The organism is Paenibacillus sp. OAE614 (assembly GCF_040546645.1).
GTDB classification, from domain to species: Bacteria; Bacillota; Bacilli; order Paenibacillales; family Paenibacillaceae; genus Paenibacillus_AQ; species Paenibacillus_AQ favisporus.
On sequence record NZ_JBEPOD010000001.1, the window covers coordinates 6,887,501 to 6,912,535 of the forward strand.

A 25,035-nucleotide genomic window follows, 5' to 3' on the forward strand; every position below is an offset into this window, starting at 1 on the left:
CCAGCTGGCCTCTGAGTTCAAAAATCGGGATCTCTGCCGCAATAACGGAAGGGTATGTGCTTTTTACCAGCTGAATCATTCTGTCATATTCCTCTAGAAAACTGGAACGTTGGACGGTTGTGACTGAGTCCTTTCCGGCCTGAACTGAAGGGACGCTCCGCTGCGGTATCGCCGCTCTGCTGTCAGCGGAACTCTTCGTTTCCTGCTCTCCGTTGTCAACGTCAACCGACTGCACCATAAATGCACGCAGGATTTCCAGGTCTCTCGGCAGCAGTACCGTTCCCTTCTGAAGGAGCAATCCGCCCAATGGCGTGTGAACATCCTTGGATAATTTAAAACCGGGTTTGATTTCTGTAATCGATACGCTGGCCATTGATCCATTCACTCATTTCCGACTCATATGGTGGTAATATACCCCAATTATATTACGGATAAGAACGCTGTACAATTGCCTGCTTGCCATATGAAGCCAAGAAAAAAAGCATGAATCTGATGGAATCAGACTCATGCTCTTAGCGTTTGCTGTATTAACGGAATTATTCTTCGTCCGGTGCCTCATCCGAAGCATCCGTCATTTCAGGTGCAGGTGCTCCGGTGTCGTCAGGCTCCGCGCCTTCTTCCGATCCGTTACCGACCTCTTGCCCTTCGATCAATGCTACGTCTTCATCGTCCGGATCGTCGCTCTTATCCACGCGGCATACGGTCGCTACAGAATCATCCTCACGGATGTTAATCAGCTTCACGCCCTGCGTGTAGCGTCCCATCGTGGAAATTCCCTCCATGCTGGTCCGGATCAACGTGCCGCTGGTGGTAATGATCATCAGGTCTTCCTCGGACTTCACGACCTTCAGCCCAACCACCGGTCCGTTCTTGTCCGTGACGTTGATGGTTTTAATCCCCTTACCGCCACGCGTTTGCGAACGGTAATCGCTGGCAGGGGTACGCTTGCCGTATCCCTTGGACGTTACGATCAGGACATCCAGCTCTTTATCGATGACGTCCATGCCGATCACCGAGTCGCCTTCATCCAGGGTAATCCCTTTAACCCCTGTCGCTCCGCGCCCCATCGACCGCACATCATGCTCAGAGAAGCGGATGGACATGCCGTGGGCTGTACCCATGATCATTTCCTGCTTACCATCCGTCAGCTTGACTTCAATCAAGCAGTCGTCTTCGCGCAAGTTGATCGCGATCAAGCCGCCTTTGCGGATATTCACGTAATCTTCGAGAGGCGTCTTCTTCACAACCCCGCTGCGGGTAACGAAGAACAGGTATTTGTCATCCTCAAACTCAGAGACCGGAATCACGGCATTGATCGTCTCTCCCTGTTCGATCTGGATGAGATTAATAATCGCCGTTCCCCGGGCGGTACGGCCGAGTTCAGGAATTTCGTACGCCTTCAGGCGGTACACCTTACCCCGATCCGTGAAGAACATCAGGTAATTATGCGAGTTGGTAACGAAGAGATGCTCGACAAAGTCCTCATCCTTCATATCAAGCCCTGTCACCCCGCGTCCGCCGCGTTTCTGGCTGCGATAGGTATTGGCAGGCAGACGTTTGATGTATCCCGTATGCGTGATCGTGATAACCACTTCTTCACGCGGAATCAGGTCTTCATCCAGAATGCTCTCTTCACCAACGGTAATTTCGGTGCGGCGCTCGTCGCCGAAGCGCTCTTTGATTTCTTGAAGCTCATTCGTAATAATGTCCAGAACAAGCTGCTCATTCGCGAGAATTTCACGGTACTCGGCGATTTTTACCATCAATTCCTGGTATTCGGCCTCAATCTTCTCGCGTTCCAAACCGGTCAGGCGCTGGAGTCTCATTTCCAGAATGGCCTGCGTTTGCTCAAGGCTCAGGCTGAAACGCTCTATCAAACGGTCACGGGCAATTTCCGTCGTTTGAGAAGAACGAATAATCGAGATGACTTCATCCAAATGGTCAAGTGCGATTCGCAAGCCTTCCAAAATATGAGCGCGGGCTTCCGCCTTTTTCAGATCATATTCGGTCCGGCGGCGGATAACTTCAATCTGGTGCTGCAAATAATAGTACAACGCATCACGCAGTGTCAGAACCTTCGGCTCCTTGTTCACGATCGCCAGCATGTTGATGCCGAACGTGGATTGCAGTGCCGTATGTTTGTACAGATTATTCAGCATGACGCTCGGATTGACATCACGGCGCAGCTCGATAACGATTCGCATACCGGTTCGGTCGGATTCGTCCCGCAGATCGGTAATGCCCTCGAGTCTCTTCTCGCGCACGAGCTCAGCGATTTTCTCGACCAAACGCGCTTTATTGACCTGATAAGGCAGCTCGGTCACAATGATACGCGCTTTATTGTTTACTTCTTCAATCTCGGCTTTGGCCCGCATCGTGACGGATCCACGGCCAGTCTCATATGCCTGGCGGATTCCCTGCCGGCCCAAAATGAAGCCCCGGGTAGGGAAGTCAGGACCCTTGATATATTCCATCAATTCCAGTGACGTAATGTCGGGGTTCTTGATGAGCGCCTGTACGCCATCAATCACTTCGCTCAAGTTATGAGGTGGAATATTGGTGGCCATGCCGACCGCGATTCCCGATACCCCATTGACCAGCAGGTTCGGATAACGTGCAGGAAGCACAACCGGCTCCAGTTCCTCGCCATCATAGTTTTCGGTAAAATCAATTGTCTCTTTGTTGATATCGCGCAGCATCTCGATGGCGATCTTGGAAAGACGCGCTTCGGTGTAACGCATGGCGGCTGCAAAGTCACCGTCAACGGATCCAAAGTTTCCATGGCCTTCAACAAGCATATAACGCATCGAAAAATCCTGTGCCATACGAACCATGGACTCGTATACAGCCGAGTCACCATGCGGGTGATACTTACCGATGACCTCACCCACGATTCTCGCCGATTTCTTAAATGGTTTATCCGGATACATACCGAGCTCCGACATCGCGTACAGGATACGCCGGTGAACCGGCTTCATCCCGTCCCGCACATCCGGCAAAGCCCGGGAAACAATAACGCTCATCGCATAATCCATAAAGGATTCACGCATTTCGTCGCGTATGTCCCGATCTTTGATTTGCGAGCCTCTTTCTTCCGCCATGGTGGACCTCCTCCAATTTCTATCAAACCACTAACATGTCTTTTCAGACGATTCATTTAGTACAGCAAATAAAAAATCAATATATGAGGAAAAACGTCTATCGACGTACAGTCTTTGCAGGCTGGGCCTAGCGCCCGTACTTCCGCAAAAGCTCCCATAACTTTCAGGCTTATGCAAAGCCTGTTAAAGTTCAATTCCTTCTTGCCCGAGCGAACCGAAAAGCGCATAACCGCAGGGCTGAAAAGGTGAAATCAACGGACGAGAATCCGCAAACCCACCAACCTTTATTATATTACTTTCACAAAAAGAGCACAATTAAACGTTTGAGCGCCGCTGCTCCGCAGCTGCCCAAGTTCCGTTTCTCTAGGGATTCGCCCGGCCTTCTGTGCCTTTTCCACATATACTGGTAGGGCAATAGGGAAGCCTAGTACTGTTTTGAGCAAACAAAACACCACATCTTTATATTATACCATTGTTTTGCTTGCTTGTCCTATGTTTTAACGCCTGTGAACCGCGGAGAAGAAGCTCCGGCCGACAAGCACATAACAAGGCCAATCACGTAGAAAGGATGATATTTCTTGGCGATTCAACGTGTTGCAAGCAAATGGGCGAAAACCCAGGTCCTTTTACAGAATCCACAGGTATCTCCTTACATTCCCTTAACGCAAAAATATACACGCGCCACGCTGGGTAATATGCTTGAAAACACACCTCTTGTATACATTAAGCCGGACCGCGGCACATACGGCAACGGGGTCATGAACGTACAGCGGCACGGTGAACCTGACGCTCCAGCTGGCGAGCAGCCCCCCGAGGGCTCTCCTCACAGTGGAGTGGAATATACTTTGCGCTACGGCACACGCTCCGAGACGTACCCGAACCTCGATGCGCTGCATCTGGCCATACTCAGGCACACAAGAGGAAAATTTTATATTATTCAGCAGGGGATCGTGACTTTAAAGTACGAGGAGCGCCAGTTTGATCTGAGAATTCTGACCCAAAAAACGCCGTACCGCCATTGGGAAACGACTGGCATCATTGGCCGGGTGGCCGCTAAGAACATGATCATCACGAATTACCACGGCGGAGGTTCCGTACGCCTGCTGAACGAGCTGCTAGAAGGGAACGTAAGCCCTGAAGAATCCCCGCTATTGGAACGAAAGCTGTTAGAGCTGGGTGTAGCCACTGCACAGCAGCTGCAGACCCAATTCCCCCGCATCAAGGAAATCGGTCTTGATGTAGCCATCGACGAACAACTCAATCCTTGGATCCTTGAAGTAAACACGCTCCCGGCCATCTTTCCGTTTAAAAAGTTTTTCAAGGATAAAAGCATCTACCGCCGCATAGAACGGTATGCGATCAACTACGGGAGGCTCCCCGGCAAAAGTAAAAGGAGAGGCAGCTATTAACAAAAACAAGAGAAGCTCCGGTTCCCGGAAACTTCTCTTGTTTTGTCTGTCTATATCATCTAGGACTGGACTCACCAACAAGTTAAGGTGGGTTTCAAGCTTAAATGTCCAGATTTTTAACTGTTTTTGCGTGTTCGTGAATAAAATCACGCCGCGGTTCAACGCTGTCGCCCATTAGGGTGTCGAAAATAAGGTCTGCCTGCATGGCGTCTTCAATCGTCACCTGCAGCATGGTGCGGCTCTCCGGATCCATGGTTGTCTCCCACAGCTGTTCCGGATTCATCTCTCCCAGACCTTTATACCGCTGGATATTAATTTTGGATCCCCTCTCCGAACTCAGCGATGATTTCATCGCGCTCCTTCTCGGAACCGGCATAACGGATCGTCTTATTGCGCTCAATTTTAAAGAGCGGCGGCTGCGCGATGTATACGTATCCCGCTTCCAGCAGCTGGCGCATGTACCGGTAGAAGAAGGTCAGCAGCAGCGTGCGAATGTGCGCGCCGTCGACATCGGCATCGGTCATGATAATGAGCTTGTGATACCGGGCTTTGCTGAGGTCGAAGTCTTCGTCGCCAATGCCCGTACCCATCGCTGTTACGATCGCCCGGATCTCCAAATTAGACAAAATGCGGTCAAGACGCGCCTTCTCAACGTTCAGGATTTTACCGCGGATCGGCAAAATCGCCTGGAAATGCCGGTCGCGTCCCTGCTTGGCGGATCCGCCGGCAGAGTCCCCTTCGACGATGTACAGCTCGCAAATGGACGCATCCTTCGAGGAGCAGTCCGCCAGCTTGCCGGGAAGGGCGCTTACTTCAAGCGCACTCTTGCGGCGCGTCAATTCACGGGCTTTACGTGCAGCTTCGCGCGCACGGGATGCCTGCAGCGCCTTTTCCAAGATCCGCCGGGATACGGCAGGATTCTCTTCCAGGAACTCGGACAGCTTCTCGGAGAAGAGCGATTCCACGATGCCGCGGACTTCACTGTTGCCGAGTTTGGTTTTCGTCTGGCCTTCGAACTGCGGCTCCGGAATTTTGACCGAAATAATGGCTGTCAGGCCCTCGCGCACATCGTCACCGGACAGATTGGATCCGTCTTTGACGAGGCCGCTCTTGCGGCAATATTCGTTAATAATCCGGGTCAAGGCGCTCTTGAAGCCGGATTCGTGGGTTCCGCCCTCATGCGTATTGATATTGTTCGCAAAAGAATAAATGTTCTCGGTGTAGCTCTCGTTGTACTGCAGCGCGATCTCTGCTTGAATGTTGTCCCGGGAGCCCTCTACATAGATCGGCTCTTCATGAAGAACTTCCTTTTTCTCATTCAGGAACTTGACGTATTCGATAATACCGCCCTCGTACTTGAAGTAGTTGGAAGCCCCCGTGCGCTCATCCGTCAGCGTCAAAGCAATGCCTTTGTTCAAAAAGGCCAGCTCGCGAATCCGCGTCAAGAGAGTATTATAGTCATATTCCGTAGTCTCCGTGAAAATTTCCGGATCCGGCAGGAAGGTAACGGTCGTACCGTGATCGTCGGTATCCCCGACGACTTTGACGTCATACTGGGGCACGCCGCGCCGGTATTCCTGCTGATAAATATGCCCATTCAACCTAACTTGGACAACGACCTTGGTGGACAATGCGTTAACGACGGATACGCCCACACCGTGCAGGCCGCCGGATACCTTATATCCCCCGCCGCCGAACTTACCACCGGCATGAAGCACGGTCATAACGACTTCAAGCGTCGATTTTTTCAATTTCTCGTTCTCACCAACCGGAATACCGCGCCCGTTGTCGACAACCGTGATGCTGTTATCCTTGTGGACAATGACTTCGATATGGTCGCATACGCCCGCCATCGCCTCGTCGATACTGTTGTCCACCACTTCCCAGACCAGGTGATGGAGTCCTTTGACGCTGGTCGATCCGATATACATGCCCGGCCGTTTACGGACGGCTTCCAGACCCTCCAGAACCTGAATCTGACTCTCATCATATTGCGGTTGATTCATAGACATGCCTGTCACCTACTTCTATATATTCTACGTTTGCTGATTGGAGTGTACCTGCGTTCACAGTGTCCTAAGCGTTGGCGAAGAAGACATTCGCCCGCTTCTTAAGCGTGGATGAGGAAATTGGAGAGTAATAGACGGTGCTCTTCGTCACGACGATGGATTTGGCTTCCTCTTCGCCAATGTACTCCACGTTTTTTTCCTGCCGGGCATGGTTTACAAACTGCTTTGATATTTTGGAGGATTTCTCGATCGAAATGTCAAAGATCGCAACCAGCTCCGCAGAACGGATGATTTTTTCACCGCCCAGATGGATATACATAACCATTCCCCATTCCTTAAGAGTCGACCTGTCCCGCATGAACATGATAGATGTTCGCGTTCTTCAGTTTATCGGCATTCAAACTTTCGATTCCCGTCGCCGTGATAAAGGTCTGAACCTTGCTCTGAAAAGTCTCAATCAATTGCGTTTGCCGGTAAGGATCAAGCTCGGACAGAACATCATCCAGCAAGAGCACCGGATACTCTCCGATCTCCTCCTGGATCAGTTCGATTTCAGCCAGTTTAAGAGACAGAGCGGTCGTTCTCTGCTGTCCCTGTGAACCGTACGTATGAACTTCCTTGCCGTTAATGAAAAAGGCCATGTCGTCGCGGTGAGGCCCGGCAAGGGTCATCCCGCGGCGCACTTCTTGATCCTTCACTTGTGATAACTTTAACATAAATTGTTCAAAAAGATAAGCTTCATCTTCCTCCTCGGCGTCGCCAAACGACGGCTGATAGACAAGCTTCAGCGATTCCCCGCCGCTTGTGATGCCTTGGTGGATCGTTTCCGCCCACTTCTGCAGCTTTATTATGAATTGTTTCCTCTTTTTGATGATTTTAACACCGTGCTCCACGAGCTGCTGATCCCAGATTTCCAGCATGCCCGGCTTCACGCTGTCTTTCCCCCACATCTGTTTCAACAGGTTGTTCCGCTGGTTAAGAACTTTCTGGTACTGCTGCAAATGATAGAGATATCCTGGTTGGACCTGGCCGATCTCCATATCAAGGAACCGCCGGCGGATCCCCGGTGTGCCTTTCACAATTTCCAAATCTTCCGGGGCAAACATCACCACGTTCAGCGCACCGATAAAATCGCTCAGCTTCCGCTGCTCGAGTCCGTTAATCTTCGCCTTCTTCCCCTGTGGGGACATCGTCAAATCGAGGGTAAGCGGACCGTACTTCTTATCCACAACCGCGGACAGATGCGCGCTTCCTCCTTCAAACGAAATCAGCTCCCGATCTTTTGAGGTCCGGTGACTTTTGGTTAATGCCAACACAAAAATAGCCTCCAGCAAATTGGTTTTGCCTTGGGCATTTTGTCCGATCAGCAGATTTACGTCTCCAAAAGAATCCAGCTGCAGCTTCTCGTAGTTGCGATAATGCTGCAGACTGATATTTTTAACAAACACGCCTTATCCTCCCCATCTTCGCCGGCCGCCGCAGACAGCAGCGGCCTGGGGGCACTTTATGCCTCTTGTGCTACCACAAATTCGCCGCAGTCCGTCACTTTGACCTGATCGCCCGGATACAGCTTCCGCCCCCGGCGGTCTTCCGGCTCCCCGTTTACGGTCACCATATTCTCCGCCAGCAGAGCTTTGGCCATCCCCCCTGTGGATACGCAGTTGGCGAGCTTCAGAAATTGATCAAGCTTAATATATTCACTGTGGATAACTATTCTGTTCATCAGGAATCCTCCCGCTGTGGACAAGTTTTGCTTTAGTTGGTGGTCCGGTACGGAAGAATAACGTACAGGCTTTGGCTGTCATCCACCGGCTTCAGAATGATCGGGCTCATGATGCCGGTAAAAGCAATTTTGAGCTGCTCGCTTTCCACCACTTTCAGCACGTCCAGCATATATTTCGAGTTAAACGAGATTTTCAGAGGTTCCCCTTTAAAATCAATCACGTCCAGCTCTTCGCGCACTTTACCGAGTTCCGACGAGCTGGAAGAAATTTCGATACCGCCATGCTCCATCGTCTGCAGGCGTACGATATTCGTCTTCTCCTCTCTGGAGAGCAAATAAGCTCGGTCGATCGACTCGCTTAATTTTTTTGTGTCCAAAACCAGTTCTGTTTTGTAGTTTGTCGGAATAATCCTAGAAGTATCCGGATAAATGCCGTCCAGGATGCGGGAATAGAACAGGACCCGGTCGATCTTGAACAGCACCTGGTTGTCGGCCACGACGATATCGACCAGCGTATTCTGGTCGGGAATGATTTTGCTGAGCTCGTTCAGCGTCTTACCGGCAATAACGACATTATGAAACTTCACTTCGTCGGCCCCTTCCAAATGAGCGGAGCGGGTGGCTAGGCGGTGTCGGTCGGTAGCGGTAAACTTCAGCTCGTTTTGATCCAGGTTCCACAGAACCCCCGTCAGGATCGGTGTCGTCTCATGCGTGGAAATGGAAAAACCGGTTTGGCGAATCATGTTTTTGAGCAGCGCTCCCGGCAGGGAAACCGTTTGGTTCCCCTCGATATCAGGCAGCACCGGGAATTCTTCCGGATCCAGTCCGACCATCTGAATTTCGGTGGCTCCCGAGGAAATAAAGGTTTGGAATTGGTCTTTGACCTCCATTTGAATTTCCTGAGAAGGCAGCTTCTTGATAATTTCCACGAAGAATTTGGCCGGCAGTACGACGCTGCCCGGTTGTTCGACCGTAACGATGGTGCGTTCGCTATCCTCCACCGGAATAAAGGACTGAATGGAAATATCGGTGTCGCTCGCTGTGAGGGTAACTCCCGAATGATTCACATCCAGCTTGATGCCGGACAAGATCGGAATGGTGGTTCGGCTCGATATCGCCTTGGATACGTGCTGGATGGATTCGTTAAGAACGTTTTTAAGGATGCTGATTTTCATAGTTTCACTCCTAGCAGGAAATTCGGATTGCAAGACTACTCCGGTATGCCGGCTGCGTGCAGCCTATTATGAATATTATTTTATTTAAATAATATAGTAATAGCAGTAGGCGCACTGAATTTGTGGATAAGTCCAAAAACCTCAATAAAATCAAGCCTATTCACATGTGTATAGATTGTGCATAGGCTTTGAACTTGTTCAGGTTGGATTTTTGATTTTTTCCGTGATGTTATTGATGACTTTGAACAGATCCTGGTCCTCTTTCAGAGACTGGGATATTTTCTCGTGGGCATGGATGACGGTCGTATGGTCTCTTCCCCCGAAGGCCTCGCCGATTTTGGGCAGCGAGAAATCCGTCAGTTCCCTGGACAAGTACATGGCGATCTGTCTTGGAAAAGCGACGGCCTTAGTCCGTTTCCGCGCTTTGAAATCCTCAAGCTTCAAGTTGTAGTACTCTCCGACCTTCTGCTGAATGTCCTGAATGGTGATCATCTTCGGTCTGCTGGACGGGATGATATCCTTCAGCGCTTCGGCAGCCAGATGCGTGGTCACGTCCTGATTGGTCAGCGATGAATAGGCGACGACGCGAATCAGCGCCCCTTCCAGCTCCCTGATGTTCGTGTCGATCTGATTGGCGATGTACATCATCGCTTCGTTCGGAATATCGAGATTCTCCGCCTTGGCCTTCTTCCGCAGGATTGCGATCCGCGTCTCCAGGTCCGGCGGCTGGATATCCGTAATCAGCCCCCATTCAAAGCGCGAGCGCAGCCGATCCTCCAGCGTCGGAATTTCCTTGGGCGGCCGGTCGCTTGAGATGATGATCTGCTTCTGTTCCTCATGCAGGGCGTTGAACGTATGGAAAAATTCCTCCTGTGTCGACTCCTTGCCCGCCAGAAACTGAATATCGTCAATCAGCAAAATATCGACGTTCCGATACTTGTTGCGGAAACTCTCGGCCCGGTTGTCACGGATTGAGTTGATGAATTCATTCGTAAATTTCTCGGAAGAGATATATACGACCCGGCTGGCGGGATTGTGCTCCAGAATGTAGTGTCCGATCGCATGCATCAAGTGGGTTTTGCCAAGCCCTACCCCTCCATACAAAAACAAAGGGTTGTATGCCTTCGCCGGCGCTTCCGCGACAGCCAAAGAGGCCGCGTGAGCAAACCGGTTGCCCGAACCGATGACGAATGTGTCAAATGTATATTTCGGGTTAAGCATATGGGTTAGAGCCTCGTCAGGGGTCGCCTGAGGCATGGGCGCGGGCTGCTGTGGGGTGAGTTCGGCAGGCTTGTTCTCTTCGATGACGAATTTCACGTCAACCTGCTTCCCCAACACTTCATAGATGGTGGAGCTAACGAGTTTTGTGTAGCGGCTTTCCAGCCATTCGACAGCAAATGTGGTTGGAGCGGAAATTACGATGGAATGCTCGCTCATTTGTATCGCTTTGGTTGCTTTAAACCAGGTGTCAAAACTCGGCTTGCTGAGCTTGGTATGAATAATTGATAGGATTTGCTGCCATAATTCGGAAGTATGGCTGTCCACAGACTGTCACTCCTTTAAATCTTCCAAATGTGGCTGGGATCGAGCCATGAGTGGAAATGTCGAAAAAAGATGAATGGTGCAGAATATATCCCCAGTTTCAAAAACGGGGGAAAATAAAAAAAGTGGACAAATTGAAATTGTTCACAAGTTTATCCACAGCTTGTTGATAATATATGGGGTGAAATCAAATATTCACATCCAAAAACAATATAATCATAGCAAAAGAACGCCCGTTTATCAATGAAATGGCTGAAATTATCCACAAATTCAATAAGTTGTGTATAATTTTTATTCACACCACTATATATTGTTTATAACGTGTTTAATTTTCGACATCATCCCCCAAAATAAAAAATCAGTTGTGCACAGGTTATGCCGGATCTTAGAATTTTATTGCGAATGATGTGAACAAGTGGATAAATCCGAATTGTGGATTTTTCAGGTTTGTTGGGCCGGGGGCTGTGGAAAACTTGGATGGCTGGATTTTAAAATGAGATGATGTGGTTTTAGCGAAATGCCATCGAATGAAGTGAATGCCAGGAGAAAGTGTCCACAGAACCGAGGCTGGAGAGAGAGGGAGCGTTTAATGAAGCTGCTGCTGAAAATGAGGAAAGCGGTGAAACTGGCGTTCCAGATCAGATAGATCGAGAAGTGGGAGAGGGAAGCAGTAAAAAGAGGGAGAAGAGCGATCGCAGGGATTCAAATTCCGGAAAGTGGGGGAGCAGGTTTGAGTTGACTTTTGGGCCTGTTCATGATTAAATGTATAAAGGCATTTTCTGTGTTGAATGAAAATGAATATTTAACCATAAAGGTTATGAAATCCTGTAAGGGGGTGTGCAATACATGAGACCGACATTTAAACCGAATGTAAGCAAGCGCAAAAAGGTGCATGGTTTCCGGAAAAGAATGAGCACGAAAAACGGCCGCAAAGTGCTGGCAGCTCGTCGCCAGAAGGGCAGAAAAGTACTGAGCGCGTAAATTTCGTACATGAAGACCACCGAGGTGGTCTTTTTTTCATAAGAAAACGTCTATAGGCGTACAAAAGTGAGATTTTCCTTTCACTTCTACAGATTTTTTTCAAGAAAAAGAGGGAGAAGCGGGCTTTTACGCCGAGGAGAAGATGTAGTTACGACCCGATCCCGTTGAAATGAAAGAGGACGGTCCGTGCTCAGAGAAGTGCTCATGGTTCTTATTGTGGTTTATATCGCACAATTGATGACCATACTAGGAAGTGGAATATCGCTATATATTATATGAAGCAAAATTTCGAATGCTGATATTTTTGAAGGAAAGGCCGCTGTACATCGGGATGGCGGGCAGCAAGCAGGGGATATTCGTGCATAAAAGTTTACGTTTACGAAACCGGGCTGACTTCAGCCGCGTATATAGGCATGGGAAGTCATTTGCCAATTACCAATTCGTCGTTTATTGGTTCCGCAAAAAAGAGGTAGAGAAGTTCCGCGTCGGCATATCCGTCAGCAAGAAAGTCGGCAATGCCGTTCTACGCAACCGGATGCGAAGACTGGTCAAGGAGATTATGCGCCACCATGAAGACAAGCTGATCGAGCATGTCGATCTTGTATTTATTGTAAGAAAAGGCGCCGTTGAAATGTCCTATAAAGACCTTGAAAAAAGTGTTCTCCACGTGCTGCGGAAAGCGTCGCTGCTGAAGCCGCCGGGGCGCTGAATGCTGGTTTCTTTGTCCAATTAATTATGGTATGATTTACGGTGAATGGAAGCGTTAAGAGAGGGGTTATGAAGTGTCGCTACTTAAGACTAGCCGAGGCAGGAAATGGATCCTCCTCATCGCTGTGATGATGCTCGCAGTGCTTGTACTAGCTGGGTGCGGAACAGGCAACACTGTGACGCATACTACAGAAGAAATGAAGAACGGCGGCTTTTGGCAGGCTAACGTCGTTTATTATTTCTCGCTCGCATTAGATACGTTCGCCGGTTGGTTTGGCGGAGCTTACGGCTTAGCCGTCCTCGTGATGGTGATTATCGTCCGTACGATTATTCTGCCGTTATCCATTAAGCAGGTTAGAAGTTCCAAGGCGATGCAAGCGATTCAGCCTGAACTTGCAAAGATAAAAGAGAAGTATAAGGATCAGCCGGAGAAACAGCAGCAGGAAACGATGAAGCTGTTTCAGGAGAACAAGGTTAATCCGATGGCGGGATGTCTGCCGCTGGTTATCCAAATGCCGGTTTTTATCGCACTCTATAATTCCATCGTGTACAACTCGCATCTTCGTGACCACTCGTTCCTGTGGCTCCAATTGGGTAAGCCGGACCATACGTTCATCCTGCCGCTGCTTGCTGCTGCAACGACATTCCTGCAGTCCCGCATGATGATGAAGATGAACCCGAGCCCGCAGCAGGGTGCCATGCAATTTATGATGCTGGTGTATCCGGTTTTGATTTTCTTCATGTCTTACCAGTTCCCATCCGCACTGCCGCTGTACTGGATTTACAGTAACCTGTACACCATTATCCAGAACTACTTCCTGTATCGTAACAACAATACGACTGCGAACGTAGCCGCCGTTTCTTCTGCTGGAGGAAGCGTAAATGCCAAGTCTGGCAACAAAGGCAGCAGCAACAAAGGCGGTAAAGGAAATAACAAAGGGAAGAAGGGGGCAAAAAAATCTAAATGAGCAAAGTCGTCGCTTCAGGAAAAACCGTTGAAGATGCTGTAAACCAAGGGCTGGCCCAGCTTGGGGTAAGCCGCGACCGGGTCACGGTCCAAATCGTATCGCAGCCGTCAAAAGGATTCCTGGGACTGATCGGTGTCAAGGAAGCAAAGGTGGAACTTACACTGCTGCCTGAGCCCGCACCGGAACCAGTGGAGACGGCGAAACCTTTGCCACTAGATTTACATGAACCCGAAGCTCCCATAGAGGAAGAAGAGAAAGACCCTTACGAAACGGCTGCCGAGTTTATCATTGACGTCGGAAAGAGCATGGGGCTGGATGTGAGCGTTGAAATCCAGCACGCGAGGGATGCTACGACACTTCATATTTTCGGTCCCGATTTGGGACTGATCATCGGCAGAAGGGGACAAACCCTCGACGCCTTGCAGTATTTGGCTAACATTGTGGCGAACCGGGTGTCAAGCAGTTACGTGCGGCTTGTGCTCGATGCCGAGAACTTCCGGGAGCGCCGGAAGAAGACGCTGGAGGATTTGGCCGACCGGTTGGCGGGACGGGTGATTCGGACCCATAAAGAGGTCGTTCTTGAACCGATGTCCCCGCAGGAGCGGAAGGTGATCCATTCCAAGCTGCAGGATCATCCGCAGGTGAAGACCTACAGTAAAGGGGAAGAGCCCAACCGGCGTGTAGTCATTACGATAAAGTAAAGAGAGACCTGTACAATGACTTTATTGAGCTTACCTTTAGCTTATGAAGTCATTGTTTTTTTTGAATCCTGAATGGGATCACCGGGAGGCGCCGGGCCTAGGCGTCGCAGGTCTTGATACGTCTTGTTATGGCAACAATAGAGTTAACAAACGGATGAACGTTTAATATAGAAAAAAAGAGGTGACAGCCTTGCTTACAGATACAATCGCAGCGATATCGACGGCTGTAGGGGAAGCGGGAATCGCCGTTATCCGCGTGAGCGGACCGGACTCGATTTCCGAAGTCGAACGGATTTTTCACAGCAAAACGGCGTTAACGAAGGCGGAGTCGCATACGGTTCATTATGGGCATATCGTCGACCTGGACACCCAGGAGCGGGTGGAGGAGGTGCTTGTCACCGTCATGCGGGCGCCGCGGTCTTTTACCACGGAGGATGTGGTGGAGATCAGCACGCACGGCGGCGTGATTTCGGTCAAACGGGTGATGGATCTGCTGCTGCAGCTGGAGATCCGTCTGGCGGAGCCGGGTGAGTTCACCAAACGGGCCTTTTTGAACGGCCGGATTGACCTTTCCCAGGCGGAGGCGGTGATCGACCTGATCCGGTCCAAGTCGGACCGTGCCTTCTCGATCGCATTAAAGCAGGTAGAGGGATCGTTGTCCCAGAAAATCGGGGAGCTGCGCCACACCTTGGTGGAAACGATGGCTCACATCGAAGTCAATATCGATTACCCGGAGCATGATGTGGAATCGCTGACGGCAGAGTTCATTAAGCAGAAGAGCAGCGAAGTTATGGAAGGCATTCAGAAGCTGCTGAAGACCGCTGAAGAAGGGAAAATTTTGCGCGAGGGCATCACTACGGCCATCGTCGGACGACCGAATGTAGGCAAGTCTTCGCTGCTGAATGCGCTGGCGCATACGAACCGTGCGATTGTGACCGACATTCCGGGTACGACGCGGGATGTCATCGAGGAGTTCGTCACGATCAACAACATTCCGCTCAAGCTGCTGGACACGGCGGGAATCCGGGAAACGATGGACGTTGTGGAGAAAATCGGGGTGGAGCGCTCGAAGCATGCGGTCACGGAAGCCGACCTCATCCTGCTCGTGCTGAATGCAAGCGAACCGCCGCACGAGGACGAACTGGAATTAATGGAACAAATCCGTGGTAGACAATCCATCGTCATTATGAATAAAATGGACTTACCTTCGCAATTGGACAGGGATCTGCTGTCCAGGTACTATCCGGATGAATTGATCGTCCCGATGTCGGTGATGACCGAAGAGGGGATCGATCTTTTGGAAAAGGCGATTTCATCGCTCTTTTTCAGCGGGAAGCTGGAGTCGGGCGATCTGACTTATGTCAGCAACGTCCGGCATATCGCTCTCCTTAAAAAGGCGTACAAATCGCTTCAGGATGCCTACGAAGCGGCGGATCAGTTCATCCCGATCGACATGATCCAGATCGATGTCCGTCTTGCTTGGGAACAGCTTGGTGAGATTACAGGTGATACGGCGGCTGAAACGCTGCTGGATCAAATTTTCTCCCAGTTCTGTTTAGGTAAATAAGTCGTTCGTTCATATAGATTCATGCATTTATTTTCAGAAAAATGAAGGAGGTTTGTCCAATGAGTTATGATGGAGGCAGCTATGATGTCATCGTCATCGGTGCAGGTCATGCCGGCTGTGAAGCAGCTTTGGCCGCAGCGCGGATGGGCTGCAACACACTGATGATTACCATCAATCTGGACATGGTCGCATTTATGCCGTGCAACCCTTCGATCGGGGGACCGGCCAAAGGGCATGTCGTCCGTGAAATCGATGCGCTGGGCGGCGAAATGGGCCGTAATATTGATAAAACGTTTATTCAAATGCGGATGCTGAACACAGGGAAGGGGCCGGCGGTGCATGCGCTGCGTGCACAAGCCGACAAGTTCCTGTATCAACAAACGATGAAGGAAACGATGGAGAAAGAACCGAACCTGACGATGCGTCAAGGCATGGTGGAACAGCTGATTGTAGAAGACGGCGTCTGCGTCGGCGTAGTGACGAAAACCGGCACCTCGTACCGTGCTAAATCTACGGTGCTGACTACAGGCACGTATCTTCGCGGTAAAGTCATTATGGGTGAGCTGACCTACGAAAGCGGTCCGAACAACCAACAGCCTTCGGTGAAGCTGGCGGAAAATCTGCGCGAGCTGGGTTTCGATCTCGTTCGCTTCAAGACCGGCACGCCTCCGCGTGTACACAAGTCCACCATTGACTTTTCCAAGACGGAAATTCAGCCGGGAGATGAAAAACCGAAGTTTTTCTCTTATGAAACGGAATCTTCTGATAATGAGCAGCTTCCTTGCTGGTTGACGTATACTTCGGTGGAAACCCACCGCATTATTAACGAGAACCTGCACCGGGCGCCGATGTTCTCCGGTATTATTGAAGGAACAGGACCACGTTACTGCCCATCGATTGAGGATAAGATCGTGCGCTTCAGCGACAAGCCGAAGCATCAAATTTTCCTCGAGCCGGAAGGCAAGAACACCTCTGAATATTATGTCCAAGGGCTGTCCACCAGTATGCCTGAAGACGTTCAGCTGGCGATGCTGCGCAGTATCCCTGGCTTGGAAAAGGTTGAAATGATGCGCAACGGTTATGCGATCGAATATGACGCTATGGTACCGACGCAGCTGTGGCCGTCTCTGGAAACGAAGAAGATGCCGGGCTTGTTCACCGCCGGTCAAATTAACGGAACCTCCGGTTACGAAGAAGCTGCAGGTCAAGGCATCATGGCCGGCATTAACGCTGCGCGCAAAGTACAGGGCAAGGAACCGGTCATTCTCGACCGTTCGCAGGGCTATATCGGAGTTCTGATCGACGACCTCGTGACGAAAGGTACCAACGAGCCTTACCGTCTGCTGACTTCCCGTGCGGAATACAGACTGCTGCTTCGCCATGACAATGCCGATCTGCGGTTGACGCCGGTGGGGCATGAGATTGGTCTGATCTCGGAAGAACGGTTCGCGAAGTTTTTGGATAAGAAGGAAAAGGTGGAGCTGGAAATCGAACGCCTACGTTCAACGAAGGTGGGTCCTTCCCATGTGAATGCACTGTTAGAATCGATCGGTTCCGCTCCGATTCAGGATGGCAGCAACCTGCTGACCATTCTCCGACGTCCAGAAGTAACCCACAGTCATATTGAACAAATTTCACCTTCGCCATATGAACTAACGGAAGAAATGAAGGAGCAGGTGGAAATTCAAATCAAGTATGCAGGGTATATCGAAAAGCAGCTGATCCATGTGGAACGTCTGCAAAAGATGGATAAGAAGAAGATTCCGGAATCGATCGACTATAACGATGTTCAAGGTATCGCCATCGAGGCTCGTCAAAAGCTCAGCAGCATCCGTCCGATTTCGATCGGTCAAGCTTCACGCATTTCCGGCGTGACGCCGGCAGATATCTCGATTCTGCTGGTGTATCTGGAACACTATAATCGCGTTACAGCGGCAAGAGGTTAACGAATGGATCCGATACAAGAGCAATTTGTGCAGCGTTTAAAAGAACATGGCATTACGCTCGAACCATCCCAGTTGGAACAATTTGAAATTTATTTCAAGGAACTGGTTGAATGGAATGAGAAAATGAACCTTACCGGGATTACCGAGCGGGAACAAGTGTACACCAAGCATTTCTATGATTCCATCTCCCTGGCGTTTTATGTGAACATGGGGGAGATCGGAACACTTGCCGATATCGGCTCAGGGGCGGGATTCCCGGGAATCCCGCTGAAGATTTGTTTTCCACACTTGAAGCTGACGATTATCGACTCGTTAAACAAGCGCATTTCCTTCCTGCAGCACATTGTGCAGGAGACTGGACTTAAGGATGTAGAACTTCTCCATGGCCGGGCCGAGGATTGGGGAAGGAAGGCGGGGTACCGTGATCATTTCGATCTCGTTACCGCCCGAGCAGTGGCCAGGCAGGCCGTCCTGAATGAGTTCTGTCTCCCCTTTGTCAAAGTGAACGGTCTGTTTGCGGCGATGAAAGGAAGCGATCCGACGGAGGAAGTACAGGAGGCAGCCAAAAGCTTGAAGGAACTGCGGGGCAAGGTGATCGAAGTGGAACGCTTCTTGCTACCTGTAGAGGAATCGGCTCGCCATATTGTCCAGATCCGTAAGACTGCGCCTACACCAGGCAAATATCCGAGAAAGGCCGGAACTGCGGTTAAATCGCCCTTAGTATAAGAAAAAACCGGTTTCAGCAAGCTGTATCAGACCCTATGGAATGTGCAGTCGACTGAAACTAAGTCATATATAAAATGAAGAGGATTGTTTCACGTGGAACAGTCCTCTTTTTTTAGATTATAGATATATAAAAATTATTAGCGGAGCTGTTCGATCCTATATAATTTCAAGAAAACTTCTGAAATACGCGTTCTGTCCTCTATAAAGATACAGCGATAGTCGCTTTACTAAGATTATAGAGTGATAAATATAACGGTGCCGAATCACTGTAAAATCGCAAAAAAAGCTTCTGATAGAAGCGGTTTGTCTTCTTTGACGTTCCTTCGATAAATGCTTTTCCCAATGTGAAAAAATGGATAAATGGCAGGAAAAATCGGGAACTTTGGAGAATAGGATTATATGAAGAAAAGTGGTAGAATAGAGTATAAACTGTATTCTATGAACTGGCTTCAAATGGTATGATAGAGAGGGATGATCGTTGGTAAGTGGTCTGACTGTCAGACCGTTCAGTCATGTGAACCTTATACATAAATTGCGTTCGGATCTGACGATTCTCATCTTCCATTTTGAAGTCATTGAACGTCTCTCTATGTCTGGATAGCAGCTGTCAAAGCTCAAGGGTTAGTTGTTACCCATATCCAACGTGGATGTCTCGATGATCTGTAGATTGTTGTTAGGTGCTCTAGCGGTGCTATTACGAATTTAGGTGGTAATATACGGAATGAAAGAACAATTTTCTAAATTGTTTGGTTTGACGGAACGAAGCAATGGGGATGAAGTAAAGCAAATTCCGGTGGAGGAAATCGTAAGCAGTCCTTACCAGCCCCGGACCATTTTTGATGACGATAAAATCGACGAACTCTGTCAAACGATCAAGACGCATGGGGTGATCCAGCCCATTGTTGTTCGTATCCGTAATGCCAAATACGAGATTATTGCCGGTGAACGGCGCTGGCGTGCCGTTTCCAAACTCGGTTTGGAGACCATTCCCGCCATTGTCCGTGAATTCAATGATTCCCAAGCTGCTTCCATTGCATTGATCGAGAACCTCCAGCGTGAAGGCCTGACTTCCATCGAGGAAGCCGTTGCCTATCAAAAGCTCATTGACCTTCATCAGCTTACGCAGGAGAGCTTGGCGCAGCGCCTTGGGAAAAGCCAATCAACGATTGCCAATAAAATCCGGCTGCTTCATCTTCCCGATGAAGTAAAAAATGCACTGATGGAGCGCAAAATTACTGAGCGGCACGCCCGCGCGTTACTGTCCCTCGATACCGAGGAACTGCAGCTGAAAGTGCTGGCTGAGATTGTATCCAAAGAGCTGAACGTGAAACAAACGGAGGCTAGAGTTGCCTTTTACAAGGAGTCGGCAAAAATTAAAAAGGCAAAGCGCATCTCTTACTCCAAGGACGTCCGGTTGGCGTTGAACACGATTCGCCAATCCATCGATATGGTGTCTGGATCCGGGATGGCCATTAAAACGCAGGAAAACGACCATGAGGATCATTATGAGATCGTGATCAAAATTCCTAAGCGCTAATACGATGGAGCTGAGCGGCTGAGCGGCCGCTTTTTTTAGGAAGTCATAATGAATTTATGCTCTAAACCATGAAATCATAGGTTCCAGGCAGCTGAATTTCATAAGATGGAAGAATAGAGGGGGAGAGGGAAAGTTCGCATCTCCCATTTTTCTCGTCAATGTTCTGAAATCAAAGTTGTTCATTGATGGTGTCCGAATAATTGAGTAAAGGTTTTTCTTGTTATTCCAGCAAGGGGAAGCGCACTACTGCAGGGCGAAGCCGTTTCTGCGTATCTGTATACTTGAAACACCGGTACTTCTGATTTACCGCCGGGGGGCATACAGGTATTTGCAGCCGTTTGTTTTGCTGATGATCACAATCCCGCGACCTACAAGAAGAGTCTTCATACACATAGAGGTGAATTGAGTGTCCAAAATTATTGCCATAGCAAATCAAAAGGGCGGAGTCGGCAAGACGACAACCTCCGTCAATCTCGGTGCAGGATTGGCTTCGCTCGGAAAAAGGGTGCTGCTCGTCGATATCGATCCCCAAGGCAATACAACCAGTGGGGTGGGTGTCAATAAAGCGGATGTAGCGAACTGCATTTATGATGTGATTATCAATGATGTACATCCCAAGGATGCGATCCTGCAAACGCAAATCGAAGGACTTCATATTATTCCGGCAACGATTCAATTGGCTGGAGCGGAAATCGAACTGGTACCGACCATTTCAAGGGAGCTTCGGCTTAAAAAGTCGCTTCAGTTGGTGAAAGCAAATTATGACTATATTTTAATCGATTGTCCGCCGTCTCTTGGTATACTTACTATTAACTCACTTACTGCCGCTGACTCGGTCATTATTCCTATCCAGTGCGAATACTATGCCCTTGAAGGATTAAGCCAGCTGCTGAATTCGATTCGTCTCGTCCAGAAGCATTTGAACACTTCGCTCCGAATTGAAGGCGTTCTGCTTACCATGCTGGATGCTCGGACAAATTTGGGGATTCAAGTGATTGAAGAAGTAAAGAAATACTTTCAGGAAAAAGTGTACCAAACGATCATTCCGAGGAATATTCGACTTAGTGAAGCTCCGTCCCATGGTCAGTCGATCATTACTTATGATCCGCGTTCGAAAGGCGCTGAGGTATATTTAGAGTTGGCAAAGGAAGTGATTTCGTATGAGTAAACGATTGGGTAAAGGGCTCGATGCTTTAATTCCTTCACTTTCGATTAATGAAGATGACAAAATCGTAGAAATCCCACTCAGCCAACTTCGTGCCAATCCTTACCAGCCGCGCAAGGACTTTAACGAGGAATCAATTCAGGAATTGGCCGAATCGATTCGTCAGCATGGGGTCATTCAACCGATTATTGTACGCAGCGTGCTCAAGGGATATGAAATTATTGCAGGGGAGCGGCGCTTTAGAGCTTCGCAATACTGCGGCAAGGCCACCATCCCGGCTGTGGTTCGCACATTCAGCGATCAGCAGGTGATGGAGATTGCCTTGATTGAAAACCTGCAGCGCGAGAATTTAAATGCGATGGAAGTGGCTGTTGCTTACCAGGGCTTGATGGATCAATACTCACTGACGCAGGAAGAATTGTCGTTGAAGGTGGGGAAATCCAGATCCCATATTGCAAACTTCCTTCGTTTGTTGGCTTTACCGGATGAAGTCAAAGACTATGTTTCACGTGGAACAATTTCCATGGGCCATGCGAGAGCGTTGGTTGGTCTCAAGGATCCGTCCCTCATCAAGCAGTTGGCGAAGCAATGCGTCAACAATGAGTGGAGCGTACGGGATCTTGAGGAGGCTGTGAAACAGCTCGACCGGAAACCGGCGGATAAAAACAAGGTGAAAGTCAAAAAGCGAGATCCTTATATCGATAACTTGGAAGAGTCCCTGCGGGAGCGGTTTAGAACGACAGTGAAGATCAAGCAAAACAAAGATAAAGGCAAAATCGAATTGAACTATTACAGCAAACAGGACCTGGAACGGCTGCTGGAGTTGTTGCAATAAAGATCAGTGGATGGGATGACGCGTCTAGGTGATTCCTGAAAAGGACCGAAGATGCGTCATTCTTTGTTCCTTGGATCGGAGTGAAACGGGATATGAACCCAGTTGTATATCTGGATCATGCAGCGACTTCCTGGCCGAAACCGCCTGGTGTTTTGGCAGCCATGCAAAAGGCGATGGAGGAAGCGGCAGCGAATCCAGGACGAGGGAGTCATCAAATGGCTGTGCAAGCGAGCAGGGTTCTGCTTTGAGACCCGCCGGGTGCTGGCTCAGTTGTTTCGGGTGAAGAACCCGAATAACATCATTTTCACCCATAACACAACCCAGGCATTGAATATGGCGATCAAGGGGATCTTGAAGTCCGGTGACTATGTCGTTGCGACGATGATCGAACACAACTCCGTACGGAGACCGTTGGAATATTTAATGCGGACACTGGATATTCAAGTGGATTACATTGGGGTAAATGATCAAGGAGAACTGGACATGCAGCAGTTGGAGGCATGCTTATCCAAACATCCGAGATTGGTGGTTTGCAGCCATAGCTCGAATTTGTTGGGGAGTATTCTGCCAATCCAGCGAATTGGTGAGCTGGCACGCAGCAGTGGGGCAGTGTTCTTGGTAGATGCTGCACAAAGCGCCGGCGTGCTGGATATTGATGTGGAGTCCTGCTGCATCGACATGTTGGCTTTTCCGGGCCATAAAGGGCTGCTCGGTCCGCAAGGGACGGGAGGGCTTTACTTATCGCCGGAGATCGAACTGGAACCGCTGATCCACGGAGGAACTGGCAGCCAATCAGAGGAAAAGGAAATGCCCAGTGTAAGGCCGGACCGGTATGAAGCGGGGACCTTGAACACGGTCGGAATTGCCGGACTAAGAGCAGGGGTAGAGTATGTGCTAAAGGAAACCCCGCAGCGGATTTATGAACATGAATGGGCGTTGACCCAAATGATGATCGATGGGTTGAAGGGTCTGCCAGGTATGAACTTGCTTGGTCCGGCACAAGGGAAGGAAAGGACCGGAATTGTGGCTTTTACGATCGAGGGCCGGGATTCTACGGAAATCGCCTTCCGCTTGGATCGGCAATATGGAATCGCGGTCAGGGCGGGGATGCACTGTACACCGTTAGCTCATTATGCGGTGCGAACGGATAAGACCGGAGCAGTGAGGGCGAGTGTGGGTGCGAACAGCACGGAGCAGGAGGTTCAACGGATGGTTGAAGCGATGCGCGAGCTGGTTCGTTAACTAGATGGCCTGACGCAAGCCTCGAAGTCTATTTGTAATCAAACCTCGATGGCAAGACAAAACCGGTTCTCCCCTGTAAAGCTGAAGGGACAACCGGTAGAATTAATGTTTGTGATTTTTAACCGTATAGTATCAAGGACCATGAATATATGGGATCACGATACGTCTTGGGAACGGGTAGGTCAAGATTGAGGAAAAGGAATGAACAGCATGTCGGACTTAAATGATTTAATCAGTGAACAATTACCAGGAATCATTGGCGGGATCGTACTCCTCATTTTGATCTTGCTCGTGTTGGTGCTGACACAAGGGGCAAAGCTTAGAAAAGTTCGCCGCAAATACGAAACGATGATGGCCGGCAGCGGGGTGGAGGATTTAGAAACACTGCTCATCGATCTAAAGACACAGGTGGACAGCGTGGAGGATGAGCAGCAGCAGCAGCGTGAATCCTTGTCGCTGGCATTGAACAAGCTCCAAACGATCAAGGGTAATATCGGTATTAAACGCTACAATGCATTCAGCGAACGAGGGAGCGATCTAAGCTTTTCGATTGCGATCGTTGATGCCGATCGAAGTGGAGTCGTCATCACTGCGCTGTACAGCCGTGACAGCTCCTATGTTTATGCCAAGCCGGTAGAAGCCGGGCAGTCGACTTATCCCCTTTCACCGGAAGAGGTAGAGGCGATTACTCTAGCCTTGCAAAAAGCGTAGTACGGGCTTTCCATTCCTTAATGGCGGAATGAAGGCTTGAGGCAATAATTTCGGACAAACGCATCACCAAGCTCAGCCTGGTGTTTTGCAATACAAAATATTCCATAAAGCCGCCGACATTAACGATACCCGTCAAATGGATATCGCCAACCGGCGGTAATTCTTTATGTACGCCTGCGCCGGGTTTGAGCGGGCCGTTGGCGACTTGAATGCAGCCTACGCTGGAGGATTGTCCAAGGCACGCATCAATGCCGATGACAAATGGATTGTCATACAGCGAATAGATCGAGGAGAGCGTCTCCTGGAGGTTAACGGCATGCACGGGCTCGTCCAGCGTGCCAAACAAGTGAAACCATGGACTTTTATACCGGGCCAATGCAGTGCCTACCAAAGGACCGAGGCAGTCGCCCGTGGACCGGTCGGTACCGATACATACAACGATAACCTGTTGATTTTCCCCGGCTTGAGAGAGATGAAACAGAAGACGATGAATAATAGCGGAATGGATTTCAGGGTCGGTATGTGGTATTTTTAAGCATGTAGGCTCCTGTTTGGGAGACGTTTTTGGCCACTGAGTCATAGAATCTTCCTCTCCTTGCATTTGGTAGTAACTAGTATATGGAAGGAAGAGGGTTTTTATACTTCATGCAGGAATTCCATAGAAAAAGTAATTCTGACGAATGCAGCACAAATCAAGGTGGGGGAGAAACGGATGGTGGCGGAGATGGAAACCTGGATGCTGATTGCTTTTGATTCGACACAGCAGGCGCTGCGCGCCGAGATGCTGCTTGAATATGCGGAGGTTGAAATTGATTTATTTCCTACACCAAAGGAAATTACAGCGGGCTGTGCATTATCAATCCAGTTCCCGCCGGACCAGCTGGATAGCGTACAGACGATCATCCAGCAGGAGCAGGTGGAGATTCGGGGAATCTACTTCAAAGACAGCATAGAGGGATATAAGAGCATCGAGGATAGGAGGTAGAGTT

Annotated in this window: 22 protein-coding genes and 2 pseudogenes (1 of these 24 running past the window's edge); 15 read left to right on the forward strand and 9 right to left on the reverse strand. The window is 49.5% G+C overall.

Annotation, left to right across the window (positions count from 1 at the left end):
• Nucleotides 1–373, reverse strand: the beginning of a protein-coding gene (locus ABIE48_RS31585; protein ID WP_192716944.1) for an HD-GYP domain-containing protein. 731 nt of this gene lie to the left of the window's left edge; only the first 373 of its 1,104 coding nucleotides appear in the window; its start codon is at nucleotides 371–373; its stop codon lies off the left edge, out of view.
• Nucleotides 374–536: 163 nt separating this feature from the next.
• On the reverse strand, nucleotides 537–3,101 hold the full coding sequence (gene gyrA, locus ABIE48_RS31590) for a DNA gyrase subunit A (protein ID WP_145027504.1): 2,565 nt from the start codon (nucleotides 3,099–3,101) through the stop codon (nucleotides 537–539).
• 578 nt (nucleotides 3,102–3,679) lie between these two features.
• On the opposite strand from gyrA, the gene ABIE48_RS31595 reads away from it, so the two are divergent.
• Nucleotides 3,680–4,510: a YheC/YheD family protein gene (locus ABIE48_RS31595; RefSeq protein ID WP_192716914.1), complete on the forward strand. Its 831-nt coding sequence runs from the start codon at nucleotides 3,680–3,682 to the stop codon at nucleotides 4,508–4,510.
• Between the two features lie 100 nt (nucleotides 4,511–4,610).
• Here the strand turns inward: ABIE48_RS31595 and gyrB are convergent.
• The 6 genes and pseudogenes from gyrB to dnaA form a co-directional block, all read right to left on the reverse strand.
• A pseudogene (gene gyrB / locus ABIE48_RS31600) lies at nucleotides 4,611–6,522 on the reverse strand (DNA topoisomerase (ATP-hydrolyzing) subunit B).
• A 64-nt stretch (nucleotides 6,523–6,586) separates the two neighbouring features.
• Entirely contained in the window at nucleotides 6,587–6,838 is a 252-nt protein-coding gene (gene remB, locus ABIE48_RS31605; protein ID WP_145028215.1) for an extracellular matrix regulator RemB, read from the reverse strand.
• A gap of 16 nt (nucleotides 6,839–6,854) precedes the next feature.
• Entirely contained in the window at nucleotides 6,855–7,967 is a 1,113-nt protein-coding gene (recF, locus tag ABIE48_RS31610; RefSeq protein ID WP_076172510.1) for a DNA replication/repair protein RecF, read from the reverse strand.
• 56 nt (nucleotides 7,968–8,023) lie between these two features.
• Entirely contained in the window at nucleotides 8,024–8,242 is a 219-nt protein-coding gene (gene yaaA / locus ABIE48_RS31615; RefSeq protein WP_192716913.1) for a S4 domain-containing protein YaaA, read from the reverse strand.
• A gap of 32 nt (nucleotides 8,243–8,274) precedes the next feature.
• On the reverse strand, nucleotides 8,275–9,417 hold the full coding sequence (gene dnaN, locus ABIE48_RS31620; protein WP_105445360.1) for a DNA polymerase III subunit beta: 1,143 nt from the start codon (nucleotides 9,415–9,417) through the stop codon (nucleotides 8,275–8,277).
• Nucleotides 9,418–9,615: 198 nt separating this feature from the next.
• Nucleotides 9,616–10,962 carry a chromosomal replication initiator protein DnaA gene (dnaA, locus tag ABIE48_RS31625; protein WP_076172504.1) on the reverse strand — a complete coding sequence of 449 codons (1,347 nt, stop codon included), beginning with the start codon at nucleotides 10,960–10,962 and terminating at the stop codon, nucleotides 9,616–9,618.
• Between the two features lie 546 nt (nucleotides 10,963–11,508).
• On the opposite strand from dnaA, the gene ABIE48_RS31630 reads away from it, so the two are divergent.
• From ABIE48_RS31630 to ABIE48_RS31690, 13 genes and pseudogenes are all read left to right on the forward strand, one after another.
• Nucleotides 11,509–11,721, forward strand: coding sequence for a hypothetical protein (locus ABIE48_RS31630; protein ID WP_192716912.1), 213 nt, complete (start codon nucleotides 11,509–11,511; stop codon nucleotides 11,719–11,721).
• An 84-nt stretch (nucleotides 11,722–11,805) separates the two neighbouring features.
• A complete protein-coding gene (gene rpmH, locus ABIE48_RS31635) occupies nucleotides 11,806–11,940 on the forward strand; it encodes a 50S ribosomal protein L34 (protein ID WP_068778604.1) in 135 nt (44 codons plus the stop codon).
• Between the two features lie 358 nt (nucleotides 11,941–12,298).
• Nucleotides 12,299–12,649: a ribonuclease P protein component gene (gene rnpA, locus ABIE48_RS31640; protein ID WP_192716943.1), complete on the forward strand. Its 351-nt coding sequence runs from the start codon at nucleotides 12,299–12,301 to the stop codon at nucleotides 12,647–12,649.
• Between the two features lie 73 nt (nucleotides 12,650–12,722).
• A complete protein-coding gene (locus ABIE48_RS31645) occupies nucleotides 12,723–13,616 on the forward strand; it encodes a YidC/Oxa1 family membrane protein insertase (RefSeq protein ID WP_145027513.1) in 894 nt (297 codons plus the stop codon).
• Nucleotides 13,613–14,317, forward strand: a complete 705-nt coding sequence (gene jag / locus ABIE48_RS31650; RefSeq protein ID WP_145027515.1) for an RNA-binding cell elongation regulator Jag/EloR — start codon at nucleotides 13,613–13,615, stop codon at nucleotides 14,315–14,317. Before ABIE48_RS31645 ends, jag begins: the two co-directional genes overlap by 4 nt.
• A 190-nt stretch (nucleotides 14,318–14,507) precedes the next feature.
• Nucleotides 14,508–15,884, forward strand: coding sequence for a tRNA uridine-5-carboxymethylaminomethyl(34) synthesis GTPase MnmE (gene mnmE / locus ABIE48_RS31655; protein WP_192716911.1), 1,377 nt, complete (start codon nucleotides 14,508–14,510; stop codon nucleotides 15,882–15,884).
• A gap of 59 nt (nucleotides 15,885–15,943) precedes the next feature.
• The gene (gene mnmG, locus ABIE48_RS31660) at nucleotides 15,944–17,830 is read left to right on the forward strand and encodes a tRNA uridine-5-carboxymethylaminomethyl(34) synthesis enzyme MnmG (protein ID WP_076172498.1); all 1,887 of its coding nucleotides are present in this window, start codon (nucleotides 15,944–15,946) and stop codon (nucleotides 17,828–17,830) included.
• Between the two features lie 3 nt (nucleotides 17,831–17,833).
• Nucleotides 17,834–18,556: a 16S rRNA (guanine(527)-N(7))-methyltransferase RsmG gene (gene rsmG / locus ABIE48_RS31665; RefSeq protein ID WP_192716910.1), complete on the forward strand. Its 723-nt coding sequence runs from the start codon at nucleotides 17,834–17,836 to the stop codon at nucleotides 18,554–18,556.
• A gap of 721 nt (nucleotides 18,557–19,277) precedes the next feature.
• The gene (gene noc / locus ABIE48_RS31670; protein ID WP_145027521.1) at nucleotides 19,278–20,093 is read left to right on the forward strand and encodes a nucleoid occlusion protein; all 816 of its coding nucleotides are present in this window, start codon (nucleotides 19,278–19,280) and stop codon (nucleotides 20,091–20,093) included.
• Nucleotides 20,094–20,499: 406 nt separating this feature from the next.
• Entirely contained in the window at nucleotides 20,500–21,261 is a 762-nt protein-coding gene (locus ABIE48_RS31675; protein WP_076172495.1) for a ParA family protein, read from the forward strand.
• Nucleotides 21,254–22,093 carry a ParB/RepB/Spo0J family partition protein gene (locus tag ABIE48_RS31680; RefSeq protein ID WP_076172494.1) on the forward strand — a complete coding sequence of 280 codons (840 nt, stop codon included), beginning with the start codon at nucleotides 21,254–21,256 and terminating at the stop codon, nucleotides 22,091–22,093. Before ABIE48_RS31675 ends, ABIE48_RS31680 begins: the two co-directional genes overlap by 8 nt.
• Nucleotides 22,094–22,185: 92 nt before the next feature.
• Nucleotides 22,186–23,335 (forward strand): annotated as a pseudogene (locus tag ABIE48_RS31685) (aminotransferase class V-fold PLP-dependent enzyme).
• Nucleotides 23,336–23,545: 210 nt separating this feature from the next.
• On the forward strand, nucleotides 23,546–24,046 hold the full coding sequence (locus ABIE48_RS31690; protein WP_105445568.1) for a DUF4446 family protein: 501 nt from the start codon (nucleotides 23,546–23,548) through the stop codon (nucleotides 24,044–24,046).
• On the opposite strand, the gene yyaC is transcribed toward ABIE48_RS31690, so the two are convergent.
• On the reverse strand, nucleotides 24,021–24,626 hold the full coding sequence (gene yyaC, locus ABIE48_RS31695; protein ID WP_076172492.1) for a spore protease YyaC: 606 nt from the start codon (nucleotides 24,624–24,626) through the stop codon (nucleotides 24,021–24,023). The genes ABIE48_RS31690 and yyaC overlap by 26 nt on opposite strands.
• Before the next feature lie 144 nt (nucleotides 24,627–24,770).
• Between yyaC and ABIE48_RS31700 the strand changes: the two genes are divergently transcribed.
• The gene (locus ABIE48_RS31700) at nucleotides 24,771–25,031 is read left to right on the forward strand and encodes a putative Se/S carrier protein (RefSeq protein WP_076172602.1); all 261 of its coding nucleotides are present in this window, start codon (nucleotides 24,771–24,773) and stop codon (nucleotides 25,029–25,031) included.
• Nucleotides 25,032–25,035: the final 4 nt, after the last annotated feature.